This is a genomic window from Frankia sp. CeRuru1 (genome assembly GCF_977966315.1).
Genome location: NZ_CDWWEW010000001.1, coordinates 29,930 through 55,469 on the forward strand (window position 1 = coordinate 29,930; position 25,540 = coordinate 55,469).

The 25,540-nt window shown below is 68.9% G+C and carries 22 protein-coding genes and 1 pseudogene; 6 read left to right on the forward strand and 17 right to left on the reverse strand.

The window, feature by feature from the left end:
- Positions 1 to 248 precede the first annotated feature (248 nt).
- Complete coding sequence (locus tag AC08OP_RS00130; protein ID WP_476612331.1) at positions 249 to 2,207, forward strand: ABC transporter ATP-binding protein; 1,959 nt, start codon at positions 249 to 251, stop codon at positions 2,205 to 2,207.
- On the opposite strand, the gene AC08OP_RS00135 is transcribed toward AC08OP_RS00130, so the two are convergent.
- From AC08OP_RS00135 to AC08OP_RS00150, 4 genes are all read right to left on the reverse strand, one after another.
- A complete protein-coding gene (locus tag AC08OP_RS00135; RefSeq protein ID WP_476612332.1) occupies positions 2,186 to 2,581 on the reverse strand; it encodes a hypothetical protein in 396 nt (131 codons plus the stop codon). The two genes, AC08OP_RS00130 and AC08OP_RS00135, sit on opposite strands and share 22 nt — an antisense overlap.
- Before the next feature lie 108 nt (positions 2,582 to 2,689).
- Entirely contained in the window at positions 2,690 to 4,183 is a 1,494-nt protein-coding gene (locus tag AC08OP_RS00140) for a hypothetical protein (RefSeq protein ID WP_476612333.1), read from the reverse strand.
- A gap of 153 nt (positions 4,184 to 4,336) precedes the next feature.
- Positions 4,337 to 4,597: a hypothetical protein gene (locus AC08OP_RS00145; RefSeq protein WP_462186929.1), complete on the reverse strand. Its 261-nt coding sequence runs from the start codon at positions 4,595 to 4,597 to the stop codon at positions 4,337 to 4,339.
- Between the two features lie 304 nt (positions 4,598 to 4,901).
- Entirely contained in the window at positions 4,902 to 5,150 is a 249-nt protein-coding gene (locus AC08OP_RS00150; RefSeq protein WP_476612334.1) for a hypothetical protein, read from the reverse strand.
- Positions 5,151 to 5,720: 570 nt separating this feature from the next.
- On the opposite strand from AC08OP_RS00150, the gene AC08OP_RS00155 reads away from it, so the two are divergent.
- Together AC08OP_RS00155 and AC08OP_RS00160 are read left to right on the forward strand one after the other, a co-directional pair.
- Positions 5,721 to 6,920 carry a cytochrome P450 gene (locus AC08OP_RS00155; RefSeq protein WP_476612335.1) on the forward strand — a complete coding sequence of 400 codons (1,200 nt, stop codon included), beginning with the start codon at positions 5,721 to 5,723 and terminating at the stop codon, positions 6,918 to 6,920.
- Positions 6,921 to 7,000: 80 nt separating this feature from the next.
- On the forward strand, positions 7,001 to 7,216 hold the full coding sequence (locus tag AC08OP_RS00160) for a ferredoxin (RefSeq protein ID WP_476612336.1): 216 nt from the start codon (positions 7,001 to 7,003) through the stop codon (positions 7,214 to 7,216).
- Positions 7,217 to 7,298: 82 nt separating this feature from the next.
- Here AC08OP_RS00160 and AC08OP_RS00165 read toward each other — a convergent pair whose 3' ends face one another.
- On the reverse strand, positions 7,299 to 7,817 hold the full coding sequence (locus tag AC08OP_RS00165) for a cupin domain-containing protein (protein ID WP_476612337.1): 519 nt from the start codon (positions 7,815 to 7,817) through the stop codon (positions 7,299 to 7,301).
- Between the two features lie 424 nt (positions 7,818 to 8,241).
- Here AC08OP_RS00165 and AC08OP_RS00170 point away from each other — a divergent pair, with 424 nt between their 5' ends.
- Positions 8,242 to 9,888, forward strand: a complete 1,647-nt coding sequence (locus AC08OP_RS00170) for a fibronectin type III domain-containing protein (protein WP_476612338.1) — start codon at positions 8,242 to 8,244, stop codon at positions 9,886 to 9,888.
- Between the two features lie 97 nt (positions 9,889 to 9,985).
- On the opposite strand, the gene AC08OP_RS00175 is transcribed toward AC08OP_RS00170, so the two are convergent.
- The 12 genes from AC08OP_RS00175 to AC08OP_RS00230 form a co-directional block, all read right to left on the reverse strand.
- Positions 9,986 to 11,722, reverse strand: a complete 1,737-nt coding sequence (locus AC08OP_RS00175) for a fatty acyl-AMP ligase (RefSeq protein ID WP_476612339.1) — start codon at positions 11,720 to 11,722, stop codon at positions 9,986 to 9,988.
- Between the two features lie 52 nt (positions 11,723 to 11,774).
- Complete coding sequence (locus AC08OP_RS00180; protein WP_476612340.1) at positions 11,775 to 12,455, reverse strand: thioesterase II family protein; 681 nt, start codon at positions 12,453 to 12,455, stop codon at positions 11,775 to 11,777.
- Between the two features lie 122 nt (positions 12,456 to 12,577).
- Positions 12,578 to 13,804 carry a cytochrome P450 gene (locus AC08OP_RS00185; protein ID WP_476612341.1) on the reverse strand — a complete coding sequence of 409 codons (1,227 nt, stop codon included), beginning with the start codon at positions 13,802 to 13,804 and terminating at the stop codon, positions 12,578 to 12,580.
- Positions 13,801 to 14,703 (reverse strand): class I SAM-dependent methyltransferase, encoded by a 903-nt coding sequence (locus AC08OP_RS00190; RefSeq protein WP_476612342.1) that lies wholly within the window; start codon positions 14,701 to 14,703, stop codon positions 13,801 to 13,803. The genes AC08OP_RS00185 and AC08OP_RS00190 overlap by 4 nt, the downstream gene beginning before the upstream one ends.
- Positions 14,704 to 14,708: 5 nt before the next feature.
- Positions 14,709 to 14,969, reverse strand: a complete 261-nt coding sequence (locus AC08OP_RS00195) for an acyl carrier protein (RefSeq protein ID WP_476612343.1) — start codon at positions 14,967 to 14,969, stop codon at positions 14,709 to 14,711.
- 9 nt (positions 14,970 to 14,978) lie between these two features.
- Positions 14,979 to 15,995: an acyl-CoA desaturase gene (locus AC08OP_RS00200; protein WP_476612344.1), complete on the reverse strand. Its 1,017-nt coding sequence runs from the start codon at positions 15,993 to 15,995 to the stop codon at positions 14,979 to 14,981.
- A gap of 254 nt (positions 15,996 to 16,249) precedes the next feature.
- Positions 16,250 to 17,500, reverse strand: a complete 1,251-nt coding sequence (locus tag AC08OP_RS00205; protein WP_476612345.1) for a cytochrome P450 — start codon at positions 17,498 to 17,500, stop codon at positions 16,250 to 16,252.
- Between the two features lie 172 nt (positions 17,501 to 17,672).
- The gene (chrA, locus tag AC08OP_RS00210; protein ID WP_476612346.1) at positions 17,673 to 18,887 is read right to left on the reverse strand and encodes a chromate efflux transporter; all 1,215 of its coding nucleotides are present in this window, start codon (positions 18,885 to 18,887) and stop codon (positions 17,673 to 17,675) included.
- Positions 18,888 to 19,084: 197 nt separating this feature from the next.
- A complete protein-coding gene (locus tag AC08OP_RS00215) occupies positions 19,085 to 19,747 on the reverse strand; it encodes a DUF305 domain-containing protein (RefSeq protein WP_476612347.1) in 663 nt (220 codons plus the stop codon).
- A gap of 91 nt (positions 19,748 to 19,838) precedes the next feature.
- On the reverse strand, positions 19,839 to 20,348 hold the full coding sequence (locus AC08OP_RS00220; protein ID WP_476612348.1) for a hypothetical protein: 510 nt from the start codon (positions 20,346 to 20,348) through the stop codon (positions 19,839 to 19,841).
- 479 nt (positions 20,349 to 20,827) lie between these two features.
- The gene (locus tag AC08OP_RS00225) at positions 20,828 to 22,570 is read right to left on the reverse strand and encodes a diguanylate cyclase domain-containing protein (protein ID WP_476612349.1); all 1,743 of its coding nucleotides are present in this window, start codon (positions 22,568 to 22,570) and stop codon (positions 20,828 to 20,830) included.
- 60 nt (positions 22,571 to 22,630) lie between these two features.
- On the reverse strand, positions 22,631 to 22,771 hold the full coding sequence (locus AC08OP_RS00230) for a hypothetical protein (RefSeq protein WP_476612350.1): 141 nt from the start codon (positions 22,769 to 22,771) through the stop codon (positions 22,631 to 22,633).
- Positions 22,772 to 23,465: 694 nt separating this feature from the next.
- Between AC08OP_RS00230 and AC08OP_RS00235 the strand changes: the two are divergent.
- Positions 23,466 to 23,738 (forward strand): annotated as a pseudogene (locus tag AC08OP_RS00235) (SAM-dependent methyltransferase); the annotation flags it as partial.
- Positions 23,739 to 23,850: 112 nt separating this feature from the next.
- Entirely contained in the window at positions 23,851 to 25,353 is a 1,503-nt protein-coding gene (locus AC08OP_RS00240) for a recombinase family protein (protein WP_476612351.1), read from the forward strand.
- Positions 25,354 to 25,540 lie beyond the last annotated feature (187 nt).

A 25,540-nucleotide genomic window follows, 5' to 3' on the forward strand; every position in this document is an offset into this window, starting at 1 on the left:
CTGGAGGAGGAGCGCGTCCAACGACCCGTGTCCGGGAATCGTTGACGATCCCGGGTGATCCCCGGATCCCTTCCCCCCGGTTTCTCCCGGCCGGCCCTTCGGTTTCTGCCACCGCCGTCGGTCTGTCCCTGACGCCCCACCGCCCCGACTCGCGTCAGGGCGGTGGGGCGTCAGGGTCGTGCTCCGCGGGGGACAGCAGCAGGCGGGAGGTCCGCCGCCCCGGCGCGCGTCGGCATAGCCTCGGCGGCGTGATCCGTGAGCCGCTGCTCGTCCCGTCGGAGACGGCCTTCCTGCCGGAGACGACCGTCCCGTCGTGGGCGATCCGCCTGCATGCGCGTGCGCTCGCGCGGTTGACCGGCGCGCCCGAGGCGCGGTGCAGCGTCCGATTTTTCGCCGACCAGGGCCGGGTCGTCGCGGTTCTCGTCGGGCTGTCCGTTCTCGGTTCGGCCGCCGTCGCCGCCGGGCCGTTCGTCCTGCGCCATCTCATCGACACGTCGTTGCCCACCGGCCAGGTGCGCGACCTCGTCGTCCCCGTCCTGCTGCTGTGCGCGGTGCTGGTGTTCGAGTCGAGCGTGCTCTCGGCGCGCATGGCGCTCATCGCTCGGCTCGGCGGCGTTGTCTCCGTGCGGATCCGTCAGACGGTGAACGCTCACCTGCAGCGCCTGCCCTTCGCCTTCTTTCCCCGCAGCCAGCAGGGGGAGATGATGACGGTGATGTCCACCGACGTCCTGAACGCCCAGAACGCGATCTCCGCCACTGTGCAGGCGGTGATCTGCAGGATCGCGGACATCGTCGTCGGCTCGATCGTCGTCTTCGTGCTGGACTGGCGTCTGAGCCTGGCGGTGATGGTCTTCGCGCCGGCCACGCTGCTGATCGTCCGCTTGGGCCGGCGGCGGCTCGCCGCGCTGTCCACCCGCCAGCGGGAGCTCGACGGTCTGCTCATGGCTCAGGTCGCCGACACCTCGTCGGTCTCCGGGGCGCTGCACGTGCGGCTGTTCGACCGGGTCGACTACGAGCAGACCCGGTTCGACGCGGCGGGCGCCGAGCTGTTCGCCGCCGCCGAGGATCAGGCCCGGCTGATGTCGTGGGTCCGGTTCCTGGTCAACCTCGGGGTCATCGCGACGATGACGGCGGTGCTGGCGCTGGGGGCCTGGCTGGTCTCCAGCGGTCGTACCACGCTCGGGACGGTCGCCGCCTTGGGCGGCGCGTTGCTGGTGGCCTTCGGACCGCTGTCGTCCGCTGTCAACCTGCGTGCGGAGCTCGCGGGCGCGGGCGCGTCCTTCCGGCGGATCTTCGCCCTGCTTGACGTCCCGCAGGACGAGGTACGCCTGAGGTCCGAAGGGGCCCGGGCCCCCGCGCTGACCGTCCCCCGCGCACCGCAGTCCGGGACGGAACCGGCGCCGGCCGCCGCTCGCCGGGGACTCGATGCCGGCCGGGGACTCGACCTGACGTTCGACGACGTATGGTTCTCCTACGATCTCGCCACGGCCGAGGACCGGCCGGACGGCGACTGGCCGGACGGCGACCCGACGTGGAACCTGCGCGGGGTGACCCTGAAAGTCGCCGCGGGGACGACGGCGGCGGTCGTCGGGGCCAGCGGGGCCGGCAAGACGACCATCGCCTATCTGGCCAGCGGCGTGCACCGGCCGCGGCGCGGCGGCATCCGTCTCGGCGGGGTTCCCCTCGACGACATCCCGCCGGATCGTCTGCACACGATGATCGGCGTCGTCCCTCAGGACCCGCACTTGTTCCATGACACGATCGCGGCGAACCTCCGTTACGGCCGGTTGGACGCGACTGACGACGAGCTGCGTGCCGCCTTGGCGGCCGCCAGCCTCTCCGCCCTGCTCGACCGGCTGCCCGAGGGCCTGGCGACCCGGGTCGGCGCACGGGGCTACCGGTTGTCCGGTGGTGAGCGGCAGCGGTTGGCCATCGCCCGGGTCCTGCTGCAGTCACCACGGGTGCTGGTGCTGGACGAGGCGACCTCGGCGCTGGACACCCTCTCCGAGGCCGCCGTGCGCACCGCCCTCGACCGCCTCGCGGTGGGGCGGACGTGCCTGGTGATCGCGCACCGGCTGTCCACGGTGATTGACGCCGACCGCATCTACGTGATGGACCACGGCCGGGTCGTCGAGGACGGCACGCACAGCGAGCTGCTCGCCGACGGCGGTGCCTACGCCCGCCTCTACCGGCCCACCGCCGTCTGATTGGGTGGGGGGCGATCCCCGGCCGACCCCGTCATGGTCACGACCCCGTCATGGTCACGACCGGCCAGGGCGTAGCCGGTGTAGTCGCCGGCAGCGATGGCGGTGACGTGGTTCAGGCCGCTGACCTGGACCGGCGTCGAGGCGCCGGTGGTGGTGCCGTTGCCGAGCTGGCCGAAGCCGTTGAAGCCCCAGGCCCAGGGGATGCCGTGGGGAGCCTGCGTGTGCTGGGCGGATGCCTCGGTAGGCGTGCCGGCCGGTTGTCCCAGGGGCGCCGCACCGCGGGCGGTGGCCGGCAGCAGCAGCGCAGTCGTGACCGCGGCGACCGCCGTTCCCTGCTTGTTGCCGTGCCGTCTTCCCTGCTGCTGACCCGTCACTGGTTCTCCCTGTGCGTTCGATCCCCCTTTGATTTCTCAGAGTAAGAGTAAGTTTCGGAAAGTAGTCGAATGGGCGTGAGGTGCGGCGAGTCGGCCGGCGGGAGGCCGTTACCCGCGTCGGCCGCCTTCCCGGTGCGCCCGGACCGCCCGCAGCACGCCCCGGGCGAGCAGGAACAGCACGAACAGCATCCCGACGGCCGGAAGCGAGACCAGCAGCGCGGAGACGACCTCCGCGAATGCGGTGACCAGCTTCCCGTCACGGGTCGCCCGGCCCGCCAGCCCGAGATAGTCCCACATGGCCCGGGTCGTCCGGGTAAGCACGAACGGAACCGAGACCATGAGCACGACCAGGTTCACCAGGATCAGCGGTGCCGCGAGCAGCGCCCAGGCGGTCACCACGATCCGGGCCGACCGGGTCAGCCCGTCCGGTTGGCTCCGGTTGTCCGGTCGGCTCCCGTTGTCCGGCGGGGTCAGCCCGTCCGGCCGGGCCCGTCCCGCCGATCGGGCATGCCGCCCGCGCGGGAGGCGGTTGCGCCGCCGTGGCAGCGTCGCGCGCAGCGCCGGCCCCATCCGGTTGAACAGGTCCGGTACCCCGGCCAGGTCGCTGACGATGTAGTAGCCGTCCAGCCGGACGAAGGGCGCAAGCTGGCGCATGGCATCCAGGTGGACGAGGACGACGGCGGTCACCAGCACACCGGCGTGGGTGAGCGCGAGAGCCCCGGCGAGCAGCAGAACGAACAGTCCGTTGAAGTAGATGCCGCCGAGATCGGTGCGCAGCCGGCCGAGCCGGCTCAGCCGGTAGGAGTCGGTGACGTCGGTGAAGAAAGCCGGCCACACCAGGTACATGCCGAAACCGATGACTCCCGGGCGGGCACCGCCGTAGTGGCAGGCCGCGGCGTGCCCGCATTCGTGGAACAGCGCGCCGACGAGGGCCAGGCCGACCACCACCAGGATCAGCGCCGGGGTCGCGAGCACCTCCGCCGCGCTGTCCCGGACGCTGTGCCGGCCGAATATCCACACGTCGGTGGCCACCAGCAGGGCCAGCAGCAGGGCCACGGCCGCTGGTCGGAACAACATTGCGAACACTCGGCTGACTCGGTGCACGGCCGGCGCGGGTAGCAGGGTGTGCCGGGCGGCGAGTGTGAACAGCGCCTTCGCCCGGGGCGCCGGAGTGACACCGTTCTCGCTGGCGATCAGGCCGAGTGGCATGAGCCGATCCACCACGAGGTACGCGACGTCGGCGCCACTCACCCGGCGGGCGCAGACCCCCGTGACCCGGTCGGCAATCGCGGCGACGTCGCGGGCGCCGTCTGCCGCCTCGAGGATGTGCGCGAGCAGTTCGGTGAGCGCGACGACCTGACCGTCGGCGCGGCGGGCCAGGAAGACGGGCCGGGCCAGGCCCGACCCGGTGAACTCGCCGAGTAGCGCCAGGCCGTCGGCCCGGCTCGGTCTGGCGGGTACCTCGGCCGGCCCAGGAACGCCCGTCGGATCGGCGAGGCTGGCGACGCCGGTGACGCCGGTGAGCCCGGGCGCCTGGTCCGGTTCGGAAGGTGCCGGCGGCATCGTTGTCGGCCGGGTGGACGACCGGGTGGACTCGGTCATCTGCGTCCCATCCTCATTGTCATGAACTGGCGGGAAGCCGGCCGGCCGCCGGTCCGTCGACCGGCGGCCGGCCGGGTGACCACCCCCGGAGGAATCCGGCGGTGTATCTGTCGGTCGTAGCCGTAAAGCCGTAAAGCGGTAAAGCGGTCGGTGTTATCTCTGGATGATGATGTTGATGCTCGGTACCAGTGTGATGAGAATGGGCAGGAATCCACCGGCGACCTGCGGCTCCGCATGAGCGTCGATCTGTGCCATTTTCGACCAGGGGGAGCCGACCGGGAAGAAGGTTGGGTCAAACTCCTTCCGACCGACCTCGACCGCGGCGAGAGTCGTTCGCTCGGGCAGTAGTTCCGCCCATTCCAAGAACAGTTCTCCATTCAGCTCGTCGGCGCAGTTGCCCGTGATATCGTTCATCCTTGTTTCCCACCGATCTGAGTTGCCTCGGATATTCGGGCGGTGGGAACGCTAGCCACCGCTTAACCTGGTGGCCAGCACCTGCACAGGGTGTGTCACGGTGCGGTCGTGCCCAGCGTCAGTCGAAACTTCGGCTGGCTTTTTCGGATCGATCTGACTGAGGTGAGGGCATGCTTTCCGGCCGACCGAAGGATATTCGGCCGGCCGGTAGCCGCGGATTCACGGTGCCCTTGGCAACCCCGGGGGAACGTGGTCGGTTACCCGGCCAGGGAGACCGGCGCGAGGAGCAGAATCGGCCCGGAGCTCACCACTGCTCGATGCGGTTCCAGCTGTTGGCGATGGTCTTGATGAACGCTCCGTCGCTGTAGGCAGTCTGCGGCTCCGGATGATTATCGATCTGGGCGTTGTTGCTGCCCGGCGAGCCGACCGGGTAGAAGGTGGGGTCGAACTCGGTGCGGTTTATCTCGACCGCAGCCAGGGTCATGCGCTCGGGCAGCAGCTCCGCGTGTTCTTGTGCCAGCTTGACGACGTCTGTCTCCCTGCGGTCCCTCATCTTCTGGCTCCCATGTGTGTCGCTCGGTACCCGTCATGACGCATGCTGCGGGGCACCGGCCGGTGGCGAGGAATCGGCCGGCGCGGGGCGGGGTCGGAACTCACCGGAGGGCGCGGCATCCGTGGCATCCGCAGCATCCGGTGGTACAACCGAACTGTAGGAGTCTCGGTTACCCTCCGCAACACGGATCTTGCCTCGGTCGATCTGACCGGCCCAGGCCCGCTCGGCGGGTAGTCGGACCATCATCCGCGCTCGGGCGTGAGCCTGGCGTGGGGAAGGCCGAACTCTCTGCGGATGATTTACCGTGGCATTCTTCTCGATGGTGATAAATGGGTAGCTGAAGGCGGCGGATAATATTGAACTATGATGAATTTTGTTAAACAATACTAAACAATACCGACCGGCGTCGAATAACGCCGGTCCACTCGTTGATGGATGTTTTCTTCCTCGGGATTATCTCTGGCGGTGGATATCCGGATGCGGCCCGTTCGAGCGACAGTTATTTTTCGCGTGGATGGTAGCGTCGTCGGTGTCCGAGGTCCCGCGTGAACGACGAAGGGTGGACAGGCGATGGCCGCGGCACCGATAGTTCCGCTGCATATACGGCGAGCGCAGTTCGATCCGGTCGAGGAACTCGTCCGGACCCGGGACACCGACGGCGTCTGCCGCGTTGTCACCGTGTTCGGGGTACCCGCGTATCTGGTCAGCCGGTACGAGGACGTCCGTGAGATACTCGCGGATCCGGGCAGGTTCAGCAACGTCAATCAGTGGGTCGTAGGTCCTGGCGGTCCCGTCCTGAGTGATGAGGAAATCGCCGAACTGCGGGCGGGGCAGATGCTCGCGTTCGATCCGCCAGATCACACCCGGCTGCGCCGGATGCTCACCCCGGAGTTCACCGTGCGCCGGATGCGCAGGTTGGAACCGCGGATCCGGGACATCGTCGACGCGGCGCTCGACGAGCTGGAACGAGCCGGCCGACCGGCCGATCTGGTCGCGACCTTCGCGCTTCCGGTGCCGTCGCTGGTGATCTGCGAGCTGCTGGGGGTGCCGTATTCCGACCGCGCGGAGTTCCAGCACCGCACCCGCCGGCAGATCGACGCCTCGTTGCCGATCGAGCAGCGGCTGGCCCTGCAGCGTGAGGCCCGTGCGTACATGGCCGGGCTGGTCACGCGGGCGCAGGCGGCCCCGGGCGAGGACCTGCTGGGCAGGCTGGTGCACGAGCACGGCGACGAGCTGAGCACCGCCGAGCTGGTCGGCATCGCCTCGCTGCTGCTGGCCGCCGGGCACGAGACGACGTCGAACATGCTTGCTCTCGGCACCCTGGCGCTGCTGCGCCATCCCAACCAGCTCGCTGGGGTCCGCGACGATCCGGCCCAGGTCGAGCCCGCCGTCGAGGAACTGCTGCGGTGGCTGTCCATCGTGCCCTCCGGCGTGCCCCGCACGACGACGACCGAGGTGGAGATCGCCGGTCACCGCATCCCGGCGGGCGAACAACTGCTCCTGGCGCTGCCTGCGGCCAACCGAGACCCGGCTCTCGTCGGGGATCCGGACCGGCTCGACATCACCCGTGGCGCTCCCGGCCACGTCGCTTTCGGCTACGGCGTGCACCACTGCCTGGGAGCGCCGCTGGCCCGGATGGAGATGCGCATCGCGTTCCCCGCGCTGCTGCGCCGCTTCCCCGATCTCGCGCTGGCCGTGCCCTACGAACAGGTAGCGTTCCGTGCCCATCACGCCGTACACGGGCTGCACGCGCTCCCGGTCACCTGGTGAGATTCGGTCACCTGGTGGGACCCGGTCACCTGGTGGGACCCGGTCACCTGGTGGGACAGGGCGGAACAGGAGGGTGGCGCATGAGGATCGTCGCTGATCGCGCCGTCTGCGTCGGCGCCGGGATGTGCGTGATGACCGCGCCGGAGGTCTTCGATCAGGGTGACGACGGCCTCGTCGTCACCCTGATCGAAGAGGCCGCCGCCGGTCGGCTGGACGCCGTGCGCCGAGCGGTCGAGCTGTGTCCGTCGAAGGCGCTGCGCCTGCTGGACGGAGGAGCGTGTCTTGTGACCGGATGATCATGAGTGGTGGGGTTGGTCGTGGTGGCCTGGTCTGCCGTGTCCCCACCTTGCCGGTCTCGCCCCGTCCTGCCGTAGCCGGTCAGTAGGTGTGCCAGTCGCGCCGGGTGGACCCGGTGGACCCGGTGGACCCGGTGGCCACCGGCCCGACCCAGCGCAGGTTGGGGAGGTTGACGACGATCGCCTCCTGGGTGGTCCGGGCGATCACGACGACGGCCTCCTCGTCGGGATCGGGGTTCTCCTCGCGATGAGGCACCCACGGCGGCACGTAGATGTAGTCGCCGGGGCTGGTGTCGAGCCGGGTCTCCTCGCCGTCCTCGAGGAAAATGAAGCTCGGATGGCCCCGCACCACATAGATGCCCGTCTCGGACCGGCCGTGGTGATGGTTCGCCGAGCTCGTCGCCGCGGCGACGTGGGTCTGGCCCATCCACAGGTCGACGGAGCCGACCGTGCTGCCGGATAGCGCCTCGACCCGGCGCATGCCGGCGGTCTGCGCGGTGTCGCGGGACAGCCCGGCGGGCGTCACGCGGTGCAGCCGCTGGTGGAAGCCATCCGTGGGCGGCATGGATCCCGGGGGTGTGGAGCCTGGGGGAGTGGACATGGCACCTCCGATGCGTCGCAACCGGGGTTATCGGGCTCACGTCCGGATGGCGGGCGAGATCCGGTCTCCGCCGATCATAATAGGTTGATGGGCTGACGGATCGCGGTGCCTCAGGACCCTGGTGCGTGGTTCTGTGCCGCTCCGGGGTGCCGTGTTCCGGACCGCCGTGTTCCAGGGTGCCGCGTTCGAATGTTCCAGGGGTACCGTGCTTCCGGTTTTGGGGCTTTCTCGACCGAGAATTTCCGTAGGCCCGCTCGGCCGAAGATGGTCCATGAGCCAACGGGCGCGTCCGCACGTCCACCGAGACGGCGGCGTATATCTTGGGGTCGCGTCATATCAGTCCCGCGTCCGGAGCAACGTCTCCTTCGCGGTGCCACGCTGATATGCCGGCTGAACCCGACAAAACCCTCGGAGGAGACAGACTGTGTCGGATTCGCAAGGTCTTGTGTTCGCGTCAGCGGAGTGGCTTCCCAACGGAACCGAACATTGGGCCAACTTCAAGGTAACCATCTCCAACTACTCCGCCGAGGACGTGGTGGATCCGGAGATATCCTGTACGTTCGCCGCGCCCCGGCTCATCCGGAATGTTTACGGACTGGTGTTCAACCCGGTTGATCGGCCGACTGACGTCGTCACCGGCCGCCTGGTGCCCGAACGGAAGATCATCCAGGCGAGGGGATCGCAGGAGTTCACCCTCGCGATGCAGAACGGTGGTACGGGCGCCGGCTCGGATCCCGCCCTGCTGCCGAACGGCTTCACGGTCAACGGGGAGAACGCCAACCCACCCGAGGACACCGATCCGCCCACGGTGCCGGAGAAGCTGCGCATCACCGGCTGGGCGCCGCACAGCCTGCACCTGACCTGGGATCCGTCCACGGACAACATCGCGGTGGCGGGCTACGAGGTGTTCTACCGGACTCCGGGTGGGGAACCCCGTGTCCTGCCGACCACCGCCGCCGAGGCCACGGTGTCGGGGTTGAACTCGTTGACGGAGTACATCCTGCGGGTCCGCGCGTTCGACGTCAGCGGCAACCGGTCGGAGCTGTCCGAGGAGGTGGCCGCGTCGACCACGGCCCCTCTCCCGGACCCCGGTACCTGGGATGCGCCGCGAGCGCCCTTCGTCGACTACACCGCATGGCCGAACCCGAAGCTCGCCGAATACGGCTCCCTGTCCGGAATCGACAGTTTCTTCGTCGGCTTCCTGGTGGCGCAGCCGGGCGGCGACAAGAAGGTTTACTGGGGCGGCTATCCGAGTTACGGAGAGGCCGCGACAGGCGATTTCGGCAAGGAGGATTTCGCCGCATTCACCGCGCAGGGCGGGAAGGTCATCCTCTCCTTCGGCGGTGCGTCCAACGTCCCCCTGGAGGATGTGGAGACCGACGTCTCCAAGATTATGGCGACGTATCGGGCGATCCTCGCGAACTACGGGGTCAGTCACGTCGATTTCGACTTCGAGGGCGCGTTCATCCAGAACCGGGCGGGGTTGGAGCGGCATGTCGCCGCCATCTCCCAGGTGCTCCCGGCCTACCCCGGCCTGAAGATCTCCTACACGCTTCCAGTCGACGGCGCTCCCGGAAGCCTGGTGGGTTTCAACCCCGACGGGGTGCGTCTGCTGCATCTGCTCGCCGACGCGGGCATCCAGCCGTCGCTGATCAACGGCATGCTGATGGAGTTCGGCCAGACGGCCCCCTCGGACGCCTACGAGTGCTGCGTGATTGCGCTTAACGGCATGTTCACGCACATCGCCGGGGCTTGGCGCGACTGGGACGAGCAGAAGGTCTGGCGGCGGATCGGCGCCTGCCCGATGTTCGGCCGCCACATCAACGGCCGGATCTTCACGCTGGACCACATGCGCCGGCTCGTGGAGTTCGCCCGTACCCACAACATCGGCGCTGTCTCCGGTTGGGACGCCACCCGGGACTACAACCAGGGCCGCCTGCCCGAATGCGCCGACTTCAACGGGAACGACCTGGCGAAGTGCACCTATGTCGAGCAGAACCCGTTCGACTTCTGCAAGATCATCGCTACCTACCGACCCGAGTCCGTTCCCGCCGCCGCGCTGCGGCGGTAGGTCCGCGCCCGCGGCCTGGCGGCCCGGCGGCGTGCATGGCCGCCGGGCCGCGGTCCGGTTTTCCCGGAGGCATTCCGCCAGGGTACCGGCGGATCCGTCAGGCGACGGAGGACATCCCCGGTTCCCAGATCTCGAATCCGGCCGCCAGGTAGCGGTTCCTGGCCGCGGCTCGCATGATCTTGCCGCTGCTGGTCTTCTGTAGCCGGCCCGGCAGGGCCAGCACGAGGTCGTTCACCGAGAGGTCGTGTTCCCGCGTCACCGCCGCCCGGATCGACGCGGCGACGTCCCTCGCGTCGGCGGTGAGGCGCTGCTCGTCTCTGATCTCCTGCACGACAACCAGCTTCTCGCCGTCGGCACCGGGAACCGAGAACGCGGCGCACCCGCCGGGGCGCAACGCGGGGTGGGCCGACTGGACGGTGAGCTCGATGTCCTGGGGATAGTAGTTCCGGCCCCGAATGATCACCAGGTCCTTCAGCCTGCCCACGACGTACACCTCGCCGTCGACCAGCAGGCCGAGATCGCCGGTGCGCAGGTAGGCCCGGCCGGTCTCGCCGTCGAACTCGGCGTGGAACACCTCGGCAGTTGCCTCCGGGCGGCGCCAGTATCCCCGCGCTACCTGGTCGCCGGAGACCCAGATCTCGCCTATCTCGCCCGCGGGGCACGGGCGTCCCGTTTCGGGGTCCACGATCCGGAGCTCCTCCTCCGGGAGGACGAGCCCGGATCCGACGAGGGCCCGGCCGCGTCCGCCCGACGCCGGCACATAGCGCCGGTGACCGAGCGCCTCGACGTCCGCCTCGAGGATGCGGGGACCGCGGCCCTTCCGACTACCGGTTACGAGCAGGGTCGCCTCGGCCAGGCCGTAGCACGGGTAGAACGCCTTCTCGTCGAACCCGTGGGGCGCGAAGATCGCCGAGAACCGGCGCAGGGTCTCGTGACGGATGGGCTCGGCCCCGTTGAACGCGACCTGCCAACAGCTGAGGTCGAGGTCCGGCACATCCCCCCGGGCGGCCCGCGCGACGCAGACATCGAAGGCGAAGTTGGGCCCGCCGCTGGTGTGGGCCCGGTACCGGGAGATGGCCGACAGCCAGCGCAGGGGCCACCGGATGAACGTCATCGGCGCCATGAGGATGCTGGTCGCCCCGAGGTAGAGCGGCTGCAGGATGTTGCCGATCAGCCCCTGGTCGTGGAAGAACGGTGCCCAGCCGACGAACGTCGAGTCCTGATCGTGGTCGAACGCGAGCCGGATCATCTCCTGGTTCGCGGCGAGGTTCCGGTGGGAGACCATGACCCCCTTCGGGTCGGACGTGGAACCGGAGGTGTACTGAAGGAAGGCGACGGAATCCGGCGGGCAGGGCCGGGGGTGGAAGCTCGTGCCCGCCTGGTCCGTCTCGTTCGTTTCGTCCGCCACCTGGTCGACCGGCAGCCAGGGGAGGGGGCCGCGGATCGATTCCACGACGGGCCTGATGTGCTCGACCATCGCGCCGACGGTGAGCACCGCCGAAGGCTCGCAGTCCTTGATGATGCTCCGGGTCGCGTCCTGAATCAGGTTCCTGCGCGGGGGGTTGACGGGGACCGCGATCACCTGCGCGTAGAGGCAGCCGAAGTAGGCGACGATGAAATCCAGACCCGGCGGGAAGAGCAGCAGCGCCCGGTCGCCGGGCCGGCAGTGCCGGATCAGCTCCCCGGCCACGGCGAGCGCCCGCGCGTGCAGGTCGCCGTACGTCAGTACCGCCTTCTCCGCCTCGTGTTCATCCACGAACACGTAGGCCCGCCTGGTCGGCTGGCGGGCGGCGCGGTTCTGCAGGACTTCCGGCAGCAGTGTCGCGTGCGGCACTCTTTTTCCTTCCCTCGACTTTCCCTCCCGCCCCGGAGCGGCTCGACGGAGCTCATTCCAACGCCGCGGCGATGCGCGCCGCGATGGCCACCCGGTGGCGTTGATGGAAGAAGTGATCGCCCGGGAAGGTGTGGACCGCGAAGGCCGCGTCCGTCTCGTCTTGCCAGGCTTCGATCTCGGCCAGGTCGACAACCGGGTCCGCGGTTCCGTAGAAGGCCGTGATCGGGCAGTGCAGCCTGGGCCCGGAGCGGTACGCGTACTCCTCGCTGAGCGTCAGATCGACTCTGGTGAGCCGTAGCGTGTAGCGCAGGAAGGCCGCACTCCGATGTGAGCTCCCCGTGTCACCCATCGTCTTCAGCGCGGCAACGAGCGCGTCGTCCGGCAGGTGATGGATCGGTGCCCTGCTGGCGGGCCGGTGCGGCGCCCGGCGGCCGGAGACGAACAGATGCACCGGTGGGGCGCCCGCCGCACTCAGCGCGCGGGCCAGCTCGAAGGCGACCAGTGCTCCCATGCTATGGCCATACAGCGCCACGGGCGGGTTGATCAGCCGGGTCACCTGTGGTAGCAACGCGTCGACGGCATCGTGCACCCGGCGCAGCGCGGGTTCGGCCACCACGTCCTCACGACCGGGCAGTTGGACCCGCACCGCCGCGACGGTCGGCGGGAACAGCCCCAGCCATCTGGCGAAGGAACTGGCTCCGGCACCGGCGTGCGGGAGGCAGATGAGCCGCACGGCGGCCTCCGTCGATTCGTGCCGCAGCCACGTCCGGCCCGTCACCCCGGTGCCTGATACCCCGCCGGTGCCTGATACCCCGCCGGTGCCTGGTACCCCGGTACCCGTCACTCCGGTACCCGTCACCCGACGCCCCGCACCGAGACCGGAAGCTGCTTCAGCCCGCGGACGATGAAGCTGTGATCCTGCCAGTCGGGTTGCGTGACCAGGAGTTCCAGGCGTTCGGCTCGCCGGTACAACCGCTCGAGGGCGACCTGGGCCTGCAACTGCGCCAGAATCCCGCCCAGGCACCCGTGCATCCCGTGGCCGAAGGCGAGATGCCCTCGTGCGTCGCGGGTGATGTCGAACTCGTCCGGCCGGCTGAACACCGCGGGGTCGCGGTTCGCGGCGCCGAGGCACAGCAGAACCTGATCGCCCGCCCGGATCCCGCTCCCGTCGATCTCGACCTCGCGCGTCGCGACGCGCTTGGTCAGCTGCAGGGGACTGTCGTAGCGCAGAGCCTCGTCGACGGCGCCGCTCAGCAGCTCCGGCCGACGGCGCAGGCGCGCGTCCTGATCCGGGTGCTGGAGCAACGCGAGGAGACCGTTGCCGATGAGGGATTTCGTGGTCTCGTTGCCGGCCACGAAGCACATGATGCAGACAAAGACGAGTTCCTCATCGCTGAGCCGGTCGCCCCCGGCCGTCCGCGCGGCGAGCAGCCGGCTGATCAGATCGTCACCCGGCCGGGACCGACGTTCGATGACCACGTCGTCCAGGGCCTGCGCGAACGTCTCGACGACATCGGATACCCGGGTGAAGTCCTCGGCCTTCATCAGCCCCGGCTCGAGCAGGAACCGGATGTCATGCGTCCAGGGCCCGACGCGCTCGCGCAGGCTGCCCGGGAGGGCCATCCAGTCGCACATGACCGTGAGCGGCAGGGGCCCCGCAAGATCGGCGACGACGTCCATACCGCCGTCGTCCCAGGCTCGCCGCACCAGCCGTTCCGCGACCTCGTGGACGCGGGGGCGCAGCTCGGCGACCGCCTGCGCCGTGAACACCCGGTTCACCAGGCCACGCAGCCGGGCGTGGTCGGGGTTGTCGGTGAAGACGAGCGACTTGGTCGCCAGCCGCCCGATCCGCGCCACGCCGTCCCGGGACAGCCGCGACGCCTGCCGGCTGACCAGCTGGGGGATGAGCCCGGCGCTGAACGTCCGGTCGTGCAGGACACCGCGCACGTCGGCGTGCCGCGTGAGCACCCACATGCCCAGTGTCCGGTGGACGGGCTGCGTGCCGCGAAGCCGCGCATAGAGCGGGTACGGACTGCGCCGGAACTCGGCGCTGAAGGGGTTGAAGCGGATCGGCGTGCTCATCCCGCCCGCATCCCGCGGCCCTCGAAGTATCCGCTCCCGAAGGGCTGAAGGACGAGCCTGAGCAGGCAGATCTTTCCCATCCGGAACCCCAGGGCGGACAGCTTCAGGTAGCGCTCGTACCGGGCGACCACCTCCGGTCCGACGACACCCACGGCCTCCTCGCGGTGCCGGCGCAGTCGGCGGGCCCACTCCTCGCACGTCCAGGCGTAGTCAAGCCGACCGTTGTGCACCGACTGGATCTCGAAGACGCCCTCCGCCGCGGCGGTGATCTCCGTAAGCGTCGGCAGATCCGCCGCCGGAAATATCTCCTGCTGAATGAAGGCGCTCGCGTTCTCGCGGGACATGTTCGCGTAGGCAATCGTCTGCAGCGACAACACGCCGTCCCGGTTCAGCCAGCCGTGGCAGCGGGTGAAGAACTCCCGGTACAGGCGGATCTTCTCGGCGGGCGAGTCGTCGGGTCCGGCGAAGTGCTCGAAGGCGCCGATGGAGATGATCCCGTCGAACCGGGTGCCGGGTTCGTAGTGCGCCCAGTCCTCCGTGCGCACCTCGACGCCGGGATAGCCGCGGGACCGGACGAAGGCCGCCTGCTCCGCACTGAGGGTGAGACCGACGGAGTGTCGCACCCGGTGCGTCTCCGCCAGCCGCCCCAGGATCGAGCCCCACCCGCAGCCGATGTCCAGAACGCTTTCGGCGCGGTCGGCGCGAATCGCGTCCAGATGGAACCGCAGCTTCCTCTCCTGGGCGGTTTCCAGGGTGTCGTCCGCGCCTTCCCGCAGCGCGCAGGAGTAGGTCAGCGAGCGGTCCAGCCAGAGCCGGTAGAAATCATTTCCGACGTCGTAGTGGTGGCGGATGGCCGCCGCCGCTCCGACCGTCCGATCGTGCCCGACCGAGGTGGCCATGACGACTATGCCACGTGCCGCGGGAGTTGCGTGTGCAGGTACGTGGCGACCGCGTTGAGGTTCGGGTTCTCGAACAACGCCTCGGGCGGCAGGTCGACGCCGTAGCGTTCCTCAACCTCGATCAGCAGGGAGACGGCGAGGGCGGAATCGATTCCCAGCCGATCGAAGTCCGTGTCCGGATCAACCTCCTCCGCGGGTATCTCGAGGAGGCCTGCGACATACTCCCGGCACCAGGTGATAATCTCTTCCCTGCTTGGCTCCACCATGCTCGCTCCTTATACCGCGGTACTCGGAGCGGATCTTCTGGCGGTGATTCTCTTCGCCGCCATCCGCTCTTTGGACGGAAGTTTGACATCCCAGGCGAGGCCACTGACCGCGAGTAGTCTGATGAGCCAGTAACCCGGATCGAGGCGGTACCACCGCAGCCCGAAGGAGGGTGAATCGGGGAACGCGTGGTGATTGTTGTGCCACGATTCGCCCAGGCTCAGCAGGGCGAAGATCCCGCCGTTCCTACTGTTCTCCCGGGACTCGTAGGGGCGGGTGCCGAACATGTGCAGGAAGGAGTTGATCCCCCAGATGACGTGTTCGAGGACGAACATCCGTACGAGACCGCCCCAGAGGAAGCCGCTCACCGCCCCGGTCCAACTCTGGTAGACGAGGCCGCCGACGAGCGCCGGGAGCAGGAGCCCGAGCGTCACCCAGTAGTAGTAGAGGCGGGCCACCCGGACCAGCGCACGGTTCTTGATCAGATCCGGCGCGTAGTGGACGACGTTGGGATATTCGTGGCGGCGCATCCACAGGAAGTGCGAGTGGGCCAGGCCGCGGAGCCGGCCCTTCAGACCGTTGCCGGCGAGATTCGGCGAGTGCGGGTCTCCGTCGCGATCGCTGCATTCGTGGTGCCGCCGGTGCAGAGCGACCCAGGACACCACGCCGCCCTGGCCGGCCATCGAGCCGAGTACCGCGAGCGCGGTCGCCGCGGCCGGCGCCGCCTTGAACGCGCGGTGCGTGAAGAGCCGGTGATAGCCGACAGTGATGCCCAGACCGGTCAGGAGCCACATCGAGAAGAGCAGGGCGAGTTCGGTGGCCCCGATCGGATGTACCGCGAGAAACGCGATGGCGGCGGCGGTGCCGGCAATCGGGAGGACGTCGAACAGCAGGAAGTGCCGTCGCTGCAGGCGATGCAGGTAGGAATTGCTGATCGTCTTTCTGCGGGGAGTGGATCCATCGGCCCCGTAGCTGGTTTCAGAGCGCCCGGTTTCAGGAATGTGCGTTGCAGGCTGGAAGCCAGCCATTCTCGACCGCCTCCTCTGGAGGACTGCGGATGGGGTCGTCGGCCCGAACTTTCCCGATCGTAACAGCCGCCGTGGCCGGTTCCGGAACATGCGCCGGAGTAATCGATCGTGAGATTGTGTTTCGTTATCGCCCGTCGTCGAGTCGCATCCGCCGGCTCTCCAGCCCGCGGATAGATGCGAGTGCCGCGGTAGTGCGGGGCGTCACGGTAGTGCGGGGCATCGCCCAGCACCGTCATAGGGCGACAGCCGGATGGTCAGGGCGACAGCCGGATGGGGAGTGTCTCCAGGCCACGCACGACCAGATGCGGGCGGTAGGAGGGAGGGTCGGTGGCCGGCGTGAGGCTACCGGCCCGGCGCACGAGTGCCTGCAGGGCGATCTCCGCCTCCAGCCGGGCGAGCGGTGCGCCGAGACAGTAGTGGATCCCCAACCCGAAGCCGAGATGACGGGGGGCGGGCGTCGGCCCGGCGTACCGGCGGATGTCGAACCGGTCCGGCTCCGCGAAGGTCTGCGGGTCCCGCCCGGCGGCGGCCAGCATGGTGACGACGACCTCGCCCGCGGCGAAGGAGCGCCCGGCGATCTCGGTGTCGCGCAGCGCGAGACGCCCGATGAACTGGACGGGCGGGTCGTGGCGCAGCGTCTCGTCGACGAGTGCGGGCGCCAGGTCGGGGTCGGCCCGCAGCGCGGTGAGCTGGTCGGTGTCACGCAGCAGGGCGAGCACCGCGTTGCCGATCAGGTTGACCGTGGTCTCGTACCCGGCGACCAGCAGCAGAGCACACAGCTCCAGCAGTTCGGCCTCGGTCAGGCTGTCACCCTGCTCCCGCACCGCCACGAGAAGACCGAGCAGGTCGTCGGTCGGCCGAGCCCGTCTGGCCGCGATCAGCTCCGTGAAGTACGCGTCGAACTCGACGGTGGCCTTCCCTCGCAGAGCCAGCTCGTCGGGTGTGAGCAGATAGTCCGGATCGAGGCCGCGGGTGAGGGCGGTTCCCCAGGCCCGGAACGTCTCCTCGTCCCGCACGGGCACACCCAGCAGATCGCAGATGATTCTCAGGGGAAGGGGACGGGCGAACGCGTCGATCAGATCCACCTCGCCGGCCGCGAGCGCGGCGTCGAGCAGCGACTCGACCAGGACGGTGGTCTGTGGCCGCAGACCGGAGATAACCCGGGGAGTGAACGCCTTGCTGACCAGCCTGCGCAGCCGGGTGTGATCGGGCGGGTTCACGCCGAGGAGCGACCGTAGCCCGCCGTCGAAGCTGTTGGCGGAACGCCAGGCGTTGGTCCTCCCCTCGCCCCGGCCCCAGGCGGCGTCCTGTAGAACGTGCATGCAGTCCTGGTAGCGGGTGAGCAGCGTGACCTGCTGTGCGCCCAGCGGCAGACGGTAGAACGGATCCGCCTCCCGCAGGGCGTGGTAGCTGGGGTAGGGATCATGACGTCGGGCCGGATCGAACGCGCCGAAGGCCGGCGACGTGCCGACCGTGGCCGCACCAGACGGTGAATCGGCATCCATTGTCAGCTCCTCGCTTCCGGTGGTCGGTGACCCCGCTACCGCGCCGCCGCCGCTGCATGCGACCGTGAAGGACGTTTGCAGGGCGAACCGGACTCCCGATGAAGGGAATGCGAACGGACGACGAGAAGAACGGGAAGGTCGAGGAGACCGAGAAGGCCGACCGACTGCTCCCTCATTGAGGGAGAGGCCCGCCGGCGGCGGCGACGACCACCCCGACCGCGGCGGCGGTGAGCAGGGTGAGAACGACGCCGCGGCGCAGCGGGAGCAGGAGGATCATGGCGCCGCCGAGGGTGGCGTACTGCCAGGGTCGGTCGAGCGCGCCGGCCAGCGGGATGGCGGAGCCGAGGATGGCGCCGACCGCGGTGGGGGCGGCGCCGTCGAGGAAGGCGCGGATTCGCGGTTCGGCTCGCAGCCGGGCGAAGTGGGGACCGCCGAGCAGGATGAACGCGAACGACGGGCCGAAGGCGACGGCCGCGGCCAGTAGCCCGCCGCCAATCCCGGCTGCCGCGTACCCGACGGCGGCGACGGTCTGCACGACGGGGCCGGGGGTGATCTGTCCGAGCGCGACCGCGTTGAGGAACTGGTCGGCGGTCATCCAGTGATAGTGGTCGACCGCGTCGGTCTGCATCAGCGGGATGATGACGAAGCCGCCGCCGTAGGACAGGGCGCCAACCTTGAAGGCAACCCAGGTCAGCGCGAGCAGCCCGCCGGTGCCGGTTGCCGCGGCGGCGAGCAGGGGCACGGGTGGCGCGGTAGCTCCCGGCTGGCGGCCGGGCCGAGGGCGGCGGCCGGGCCGAGGGTGGCGGTGGGCGGCCAGCTCGAGCGCGCCGCAGCCGAGCAGGACGAGCACCAGCCACGGGCCGACGATGGCGGCGGCCGTCGCCCCGGCGGCCAGGTAGCACGGCCAGCGCAGGCGGCTGACCGTGCGGGCCCGCCGCCAGCTTGCCGGCAGCAACGCGACGCCGGCCTGGACGGCGACGGCCGCGACCGCGGAACCCGCCCCGGCGCCGGCGGCGCGCACCCACCACGGGGGCGAGCCGGCGAGGAAGACCGCCGCCAGCGCGAGAATCAGGATCAGACCGGGCACGATGAACGTGATCCCGCCGACGAGCGCACCGGGCCGGCCCCGGAGCCGCCAGGCGCAGTAGATCGCCAGCTGGGTGGACGCCGGTCCGGGCAGCAGGTTACAAACCGCGACGGCGTCTTCGAATTCGGTGGCGGTCAGCCACCGCCGTCGCTCCACGCAGAGCTGGCGCAGCAGCGCGATGTGTGTCGGCGGGCCGCCGAAGCCGAGGCAGCCGATCCGGCCCCATTCCCGTAACACGGCGAGCAGGCTCGGGTGGGCGGGGGTGGCCGCGGACGGCGCATCGAGCTCCACGGTTGACATCCTCTCCCCCCCCCGAGGGGAGAGGATTCCCGGGCCTCGCGGCACCCGGCCGGATGGTCAGGGTCGGCGCCGATCCACGAATCCTCCCTCCCCTGAAGTACTCGACTGAAGCACTCGACCGGCTGGCCGCGAGATGGTGGCCGCGAGGGTGTGTCGCGGCCACCACCTCTGCGGACCAGGCAGCTCGGTTAGATCTTTCAGATTTTAGCGAGAAGATTCCGCATACTCGTGATTTCGGCGTTCTGGGTGTTCTGAATGTTCTCGGCGAGCTGCTGCGCCGGGGTATAGCGTCCGTCGCGGATTTCCGTCTTCGCCATGGTGACGGCTCCCTGGTGATGTGCGATCATCATGGTGAGGAACATCTTGTCGAAGGCGGGTCCGGTCGCGTTCTCCAGTGCGGTCATGTCCGCGCTGGACATCATTCCCTCCATGGTGCCGCCCGGCATCATGGTTTCTGATCCGTGGCCGTTCATGCTGGGGCCGCCCATGCCGTGGCCGTTCATGCTGGGGTCCAATCCGCCGTCGTCGCCGGGGGGAGCGGTGGGCTGCTTCCAGGCCGTGAGCCAGCCGGCCATCGTGGTGATCTCCGGAGTCTGCGCGGCGCGGATCTGCCGCGCGAGGGTCTTCACCTCCGGGTTCTGGGCGTGGGTGCCGGCCAGGTCGGCCATCTCGATGGCCTGCCGGTGATGGGGGATCATGTTCTGGGCGAAGGTGACGTCGGCGGCGTTGTGGTCAGTGCTGCCGGTGGCACTGGTGCTGCCGGTGGCACCGGTGGCACCGGTGCTGCTTCCCCCGCTGCCGCACGCGGTGAGAACGGCTGCGGCCAGAAGCGCCGGGATGAGCAGGATGAGTCGTCTCATGTTGGTTCCTCGTCTGCTGGGTTCCGGTAGATCCTTGTGCGGGTTCGCCGTGCGGGAGTCCGTGGGGACGCGCAGGCGGAAGCCGACCGGTCTACAGGCGGAGCACGCAGAGGCAGGCGAGTGAGGGTGCGTGGGACGGTGGCGGTCCACCGGGGGGCGATGGTCCAGGTCGAGGTGACGCCACACGCAGCCGGCTCCGAGCGGCGAAGGCCGAGCGGACGGCGCGGGTGAGTAGCAGGGCGATGAACAGGGCGCCGGCCAGGCGAAGAAACGCCAGGCACAGCTGCCCGGCATGCCCGTCGTGGCCGTCGTAGCCTGCGTCTGTGGCCGGCATCGTGGCCCTGGTCCGCGGATCGAGACCGGCCAGGTGGACGGGCGCGGAGCGCGGATTCATCCCACCGTTGGGCATCGTCGCGTTGGGCATCGTCGTTGATCCGCTCCGGGCCGCGGGGAGCCCGTGCGTGCCGGGGTCGGTATGGCCGGCGTGCGCGGACAGGCCGCCGTGCATGAGCAGAATGCCGAGGAGCACGGGCACGAGAAGCGGGAACAGGCGCAGCCTGCCCGGGCTGCTCTTTCCTCTTTCTCGGGGCCGGACCCTCACCGTTGCCATGATGCCCTACGCGCAGGCGCTCGGCGGAATCCTCGCCTGGGCCGGCTCGTCTCCCGTACGGTCGAGCGGGCGGCTCACTGGACCCCGCCGACGTGCCGCCACGGCCCCGTCGGGGTTGCTCCGAGTCATCGGCCGCCAGTCCCCTGCGCCCCGGGATCGAAGAGGGCCTCGTTCCGGCGGTCCTCTCCGACTCGGTGGATCCGGCCCGGTGAAGAGGTCCGCCACCCCCCGAGGGCGATCATTCGTTTCGGAGGAAGTGATGTGGTTGGCGTTGGATACCTGCCGGGTAGGGCGGGTGGCCATTATGACCGTCCGTGGCGAACTCGACCCGGCCACGGCGCCGCAGCGCCGCCCACCTCCGGCCCCGACATCGGGCGCCACGGCATACCTCGATCAGACGGCGACCGACCTGAACGGGGCGCTCTCCCCCAGGCCGGTGATACGCGCGCGGAACGGGGCAGGCAGATGGATCACATGAGACCTACTACTTGGCCGTAGGCGCCCACCGGGTCGTCCTGGCTGGGCGGGTCCGGGTGGCGGTGCTCGGGGAGGGTGGACAGCTCCGGTCGGTAGACGACCAGCCTGCCCGCGCGTTCCCGCTTGGCCGCGTACATGGCCAGGTCGGCCTGGTGCAGCAGGCTGTCGGGACTGGCCGGCCGGGTGGTGGAGCCGTCGAGCGTGACCAGGCCGAAGCTGGCCCGCGGGGTGTAGATCTGCCCGGCCAGCAGGCACGGCTCCTGGACTGCCATCGCGAGCCGCTCACCCACCTTCCGGGCGTCGGCGCCGCCGCTGCCGAGAATGATGGCGAACTCGTCCCCGCCGAGCCGGGCGACGGTGTCCACCGCGCGGGTGTCCGCCCGCAGTCGCTCCGCGCTGATTTTGAGGAGCTCGTCCCCGGCGGCATGGCCGAACGTGTCGTTCACCCGCTTGAACCCGTCGAGATCCAAAAACAGGACGGACACCGTCCCGGAGTCGCCGGCGTGGCAGGCGTCGGGGTTGTCGGGGTCGTGGGTGAGGGCTCGTTGCAGCCGCCGAGTGAACAGCGCCCGGTTCGCCAGGCCGGTCAACGGGTCGTGGAACGCCTGATGGTGCAGCTGCCGTGCGCGCTGTCGTACCTCGGCCAGCAGCCTGTTGTTCTCCGCCAGGGTGACCATTTGCCGGACCAGCGCCACCAGCAGCAGTCCGACCATGCCGTATGCCTCGAACCGGTCGAGCTGCGCACCGGTCGACAGTTTGCCCAGGATCAGCAGGCCGGCCGCACCGAGCACGGCGTAAGGCAGCAGGGCGTGCGTCCACACCGCCCGGGGGTTGCCTGGGGTGAGGCTGTCGGTCGTGAGGCCGTCGGGCATGGGGCCGTTCGGGTGCGTGTGCGCCGGTAGCAGCGCGGCAATGAAGATCACCATGAAGGCGAAAGTGAATACGATCATGGCCCAGGGGGGAAGGTGGTGGCTGTCCGGCGCGGTGCTGTAGACGGAGATGTTGCTGGTGAGTCCGTCGATCAGCAGGCCCGTGCCGAGCAGCGCCGACGCCGCCGGGGAACGCGGCCGGCGGAAGCAGGCGATCAGCAGCACCGCCGTGGCGAGGGTCAGGCTGGCGACCGGGTGGAGCAGGGCGGCCAGGAGTTGGATGGGGTCGGGCGGGCTGGCCGGGACGAGCGCGGCGAGCGTCGTCCCCCACTCCAGCAGGGTGATCGAGCCGACGATCAGCACACAGTCCAGCAGGGTGATCGCATGCCAGTAGTATCCGCCGTGCCGCGCGGTCCTGGTGTTCTCGCCCTGGCCTTCCACCGGTGCGGTGGGTAGGGACAGTAGCCCGGCCAGGGCCACCCCGTAGAGAACGAGGAAGACGGCATAGCTCGGGGACATGCGGCCAGTCAGGAAGCCGCCGGCGAGGAACGCCGCCGCCGTCGCGAGGTTGGCGACCAGCACGCCAGCGGTGAGACGGGCGAGCCGCCGGCGGCGGCGCTCCGTCCCGCGAACCCGCCGGGTGGTCCGGAAGCAGGCGGCCGCAGTGGCCAGCTGGGCAGCGGCGTCGAGGAAAAACATAGCGATTCGGGGGGACTTCGGGTTTACGACCAGTTTTTCCAAGGTCTTGCCGGATTTGGCTGGCCGCTGCGGGACAAGTTCCCGAGTTCTCGCCTGGAAGAACTCGACGGCGGGCGTCCTCGGCAGCGTGTACCACCTATCGTGGGTGATCGGGTATGCGGGGGTCATTATTTCTCCTTGGCGGGGTGTCAACCCGGATCGCCGTATTGCGTGCACAGCCAGCGAAGATCATGACGGTTGGCGGTCGACGAAACACCGTGCCTGATCGTGCAGTGCTGTCACCGTCTTGACCTGCGTGACAGGTTCACCGTCCGTCGCATACAGGTCGGTGAGCGTGTCAGCGTTGTCGACGTTGGCAAGGGTTCCCATCGGCTTTCCGCTGCCTTGTTGTATGAAGTGAGTCACAGCGTTGCAGTCGGCGGGGAGTAGTGCACCACCCCTCCGGGTAGTCAATAGCTGGAAATCGGGTGGTCAGTGTCCTGAGCGAAGCCACTCTTCCAGGAGATCCTGGTTTAGATCTTCTTTTTTATGCGGAGCGTGGCGAGGAGTATGGGCGGTGGTCGAATCCGAGCTCCCGCCACCGTCGAAAGACCGGCGGGCACCACCTCAAGGGCATGAACGTCCACGTCCGCCGACGGTGCTCCCGTTGCTGACGGTGTTGCTGCGGCTCGCCTGCGTGCAGGAGCGGGATGGCGGCTGGCCGCCCCTGGCTGGCCACCCCTGGCTGGCCGCCCGGCGATCGCCGGACGGGAAAACCACGGGTTCACCCGTGAATGGACATGAACCTAAAGTTTTGGTATCGCGCCTGGACTGGGCGGTTCGGGTGCGTGGAGCCGGCGTTGCAGCGGTGGGGACGTTCCCATTTCCGTAGCCGGGTGTGGGTGGGAAAGGCGACGGGCCCTGCCGGGCCCGTTTCCAGTGGCCGCCTTCTCCAGGGCAGGACCTTCTCCAGGGTTGCTGTGGATGGTGCCTGCCCGTGCCGTTAGGGTGCTCGTCAGTGGCATCCGAGTGGCATCATCCGAGTGGCGAGCGGACGTCCGAGCGGCAAGGGGATGGAGGAGCGGTGACGGAAACACGGGACCCGGCGTGGGTAGCGACTACGGGGGACCGGGAGCCGGTGAACCTGCGGATGGATCTTCCTCATACGGCCCGGATGTATGACTACTACCTGGGCGGGAAGGACAACTTTCCGGCCGACCGGGAGGCCGCCGAGCAGGTCATCGCCGCGTTCCCCAATGCCCGCGTCACGGCCCGGGAGAACCGGGCGTTCATGACGCGGGCGACCCGGTTCCTGGCCGGGGAGGTCGGGATCCGCCAGTTCCTCGACATCGGTACGAGGATGTTTTCCGAAATATACTTTGATTATGTCGATGGTCGTAGATGGCGGTTCTGTTCGTAGGCTTCCGGTTCCGGCTGTTTACCCGCATGCTGGGGTCGATGTCCGGTCGTTGGTCGAGTTTGATGGTCGGGTGTGGGGTCTGTACCTTCGGATCTCTGACGACGCGGCCAAGGATGAGAAGGGTACCGGCCGCCAGGAAGCGGACGAGCGCGCGTGGGTGACTTCGGTCGGTGGCACGGTGGGCAAGGTCTACAACGAGAATGACACGTCCGCGTACAAGAAGCGGAAGGTACGTCTCCCGGACGGCACCGTGGTGTGGCGGGTAGTCCGGCCGCTATGGGAACAGATGTTGGCCGATCTGCGTTCCGGTGTGATTCAGGGCGTGGTCGTCTATGACTTGGACCGGTTGGCGCGTGATCCCCGGGACCTGGAAGACGCGATTGAGATCGTGGAGCATCACCGCCGCCCGGTGGTGGGTCTGACCGGCGGTTTTGATCTTCTGACGGACAATGGCCGGTTCACCGCCCGGATCTTGGTTGCGTGCGCGAACAAGTCTTCGGCGGACACCGCACGGCGGGTGCGCCGTAAGCATCTGGAGTTGCAGGCGGAGGGGTCAACGGGCTCGGGACCGCGTCCGTTCGGGTGGGCTGAGGATCATGCCACGTTGCATCCGGTGGAGTCGCCGATCGTGCGGCAGGTCTGCCGGGACGTGGCCGAGGGCATCCCGTTGGATGCGGTCGTGCGCGATCTCAACGCGCGTGGGATCACCGGTACCCGGGGGAAGCCGTGGCGGGTGAACACGATCAAGCCGTATCTGCGGAACCCGCGTCTGTGCGGATGGCGTGGCCGGATGGTGTCGACGGTCAATCCGCAGACCGGAGAGACATGCCGACACGTCGAAATCGTCCGGGACCCGGCCGGGAATCCTGTGGTCGGACAGTGGGAGCCGATCATCACGCCGGACGAGTGGGAAAAGGTCGTGGCGAAGATCGGTCGCCGGAAGCAGCCCGGGACCGGTCACAACGCCCGCCGCTATCTGCTCAGCGGAATCACCCGTTGCGGGGAGTGCACCCGGAAGATGTCGGGCATGCCCCGCCCGGGAGAACGCGGGTACGCCTACCGGTGCAACCCGCAGAATCTTGGATGCGCCAAGATCGTACGCGATGGCGCCAAGGTCGATGCCTACGTCGTTGCTGCTCTTATCGCCAAGGTGGAGATGGAGCTTAGCCAGGCCGCGGCCCGTGTTGACACGACATGGCCGAAGGAAAACGAGCTTGCCGACACGCAGGAGCGGATAGCCGCACTCAACGCCGGTTACAAGGAGCGGAAGATCAGCACGGATCGGTACTTTGATCTACTTCGGCACTTCGAGGACCAGGAAAGGGAGTTGCTCGCCGAGCGGAAGAAGCACGTTTCGACCGTCGCGGTGGTCAAAGCGCGTCCCGCGAACATCCGCGCCGAGTGGGACAGCTACCCGTTGTCGCGGCAGCGTGCGATCGTCGAGGACTACATCAACGCGGTCGTGGTGAAGAAGGCCCGGTACAAGGGCAGCCGCTTCGACCCGGATTTGATCGTCATTGAGTGGAAGGGTGCCGCTACCGAAGCCGCATAGGCCCGCCGGTGGACGGCCGCGCGTCCCCCGACCAGCGGGAGCGTGGCCGTCCGCCTCACGGAGCAGCGGCGGATCCGTCACCGGAGGGAGGGAACACGAGCCCGAACATGGCCGCCGCGTGCGCGCGTTGCCGGGCCGACCAGCGCGGCGCGTGAGCCGCTTGGACCCATCCCCACTCGTCTGGAGA

What these genes read in the sequence shown, in the direction of transcription:
- AC08OP_RS00185 (WP_476612341.1), bottom strand. Translation starts at nt 13,804, where the DNA reads ATGAGCACGCCGATCCGCTTCAACCCCTTCAGCGCCGAGTTCCGGCGC.
- AC08OP_RS00225 (WP_476612349.1), bottom strand. Translation starts at nt 22,570, where the DNA reads ATGACCCCCGCATACCCGATCACCCACGATAGGTGGTACACGCTGCCG.
- AC08OP_RS00230 (WP_476612350.1), bottom strand. Translation starts at nt 22,771, where the DNA reads ATGGGAACCCTTGCCAACGTCGACAACGCTGACACGCTCACCGACCTG.
- AC08OP_RS00215 (WP_476612347.1), bottom strand. Translation starts at nt 19,747, where the DNA reads ATGAGACGACTCATCCTGCTCATCCCGGCGCTTCTGGCCGCAGCCGTT.
- AC08OP_RS00200 (WP_476612344.1), bottom strand. Translation starts at nt 15,995, where the DNA reads ATGGCTGGCTTCCAGCCTGCAACGCACATTCCTGAAACCGGGCGCTCT.
- AC08OP_RS00150 (WP_476612334.1), bottom strand. Translation starts at nt 5,150, where the DNA reads ATGAGGGACCGCAGGGAGACAGACGTCGTCAAGCTGGCACAAGAACAC.
- AC08OP_RS00160 (WP_476612336.1), top strand. Translation starts at nt 7,001, where the DNA reads ATGAGGATCGTCGCTGATCGCGCCGTCTGCGTCGGCGCCGGGATGTGC.
- chrA (WP_476612346.1), bottom strand. Translation starts at nt 18,887, where the DNA reads ATGTCAACCGTGGAGCTCGATGCGCCGTCCGCGGCCACCCCCGCCCAC.
- AC08OP_RS00145 (WP_462186929.1), bottom strand. Translation starts at nt 4,597, where the DNA reads ATGAACGATATCACGGGCAACTGCGCCGACGAGCTGAATGGAGAACTG.
- AC08OP_RS00205 (WP_476612345.1), bottom strand. Translation starts at nt 17,500, where the DNA reads ATGGATGCCGATTCACCGTCTGGTGCGGCCACGGTCGGCACGTCGCCG.
- AC08OP_RS00140 (WP_476612333.1), bottom strand. Translation starts at nt 4,183, where the DNA reads ATGACCGAGTCCACCCGGTCGTCCACCCGGCCGACAACGATGCCGCCG.
- AC08OP_RS00195 (WP_476612343.1), bottom strand. Translation starts at nt 14,969, where the DNA reads ATGGTGGAGCCAAGCAGGGAAGAGATTATCACCTGGTGCCGGGAGTAT.
- AC08OP_RS00155 (WP_476612335.1), top strand. Translation starts at nt 5,721, where the DNA reads ATGGCCGCGGCACCGATAGTTCCGCTGCATATACGGCGAGCGCAGTTC.
- AC08OP_RS00190 (WP_476612342.1), bottom strand. Translation starts at nt 14,703, where the DNA reads ATGGCCACCTCGGTCGGGCACGATCGGACGGTCGGAGCGGCGGCGGCC.
- AC08OP_RS00165 (WP_476612337.1), bottom strand. Translation starts at nt 7,817, where the DNA reads ATGTCCACTCCCCCAGGCTCCACACCCCCGGGATCCATGCCGCCCACG.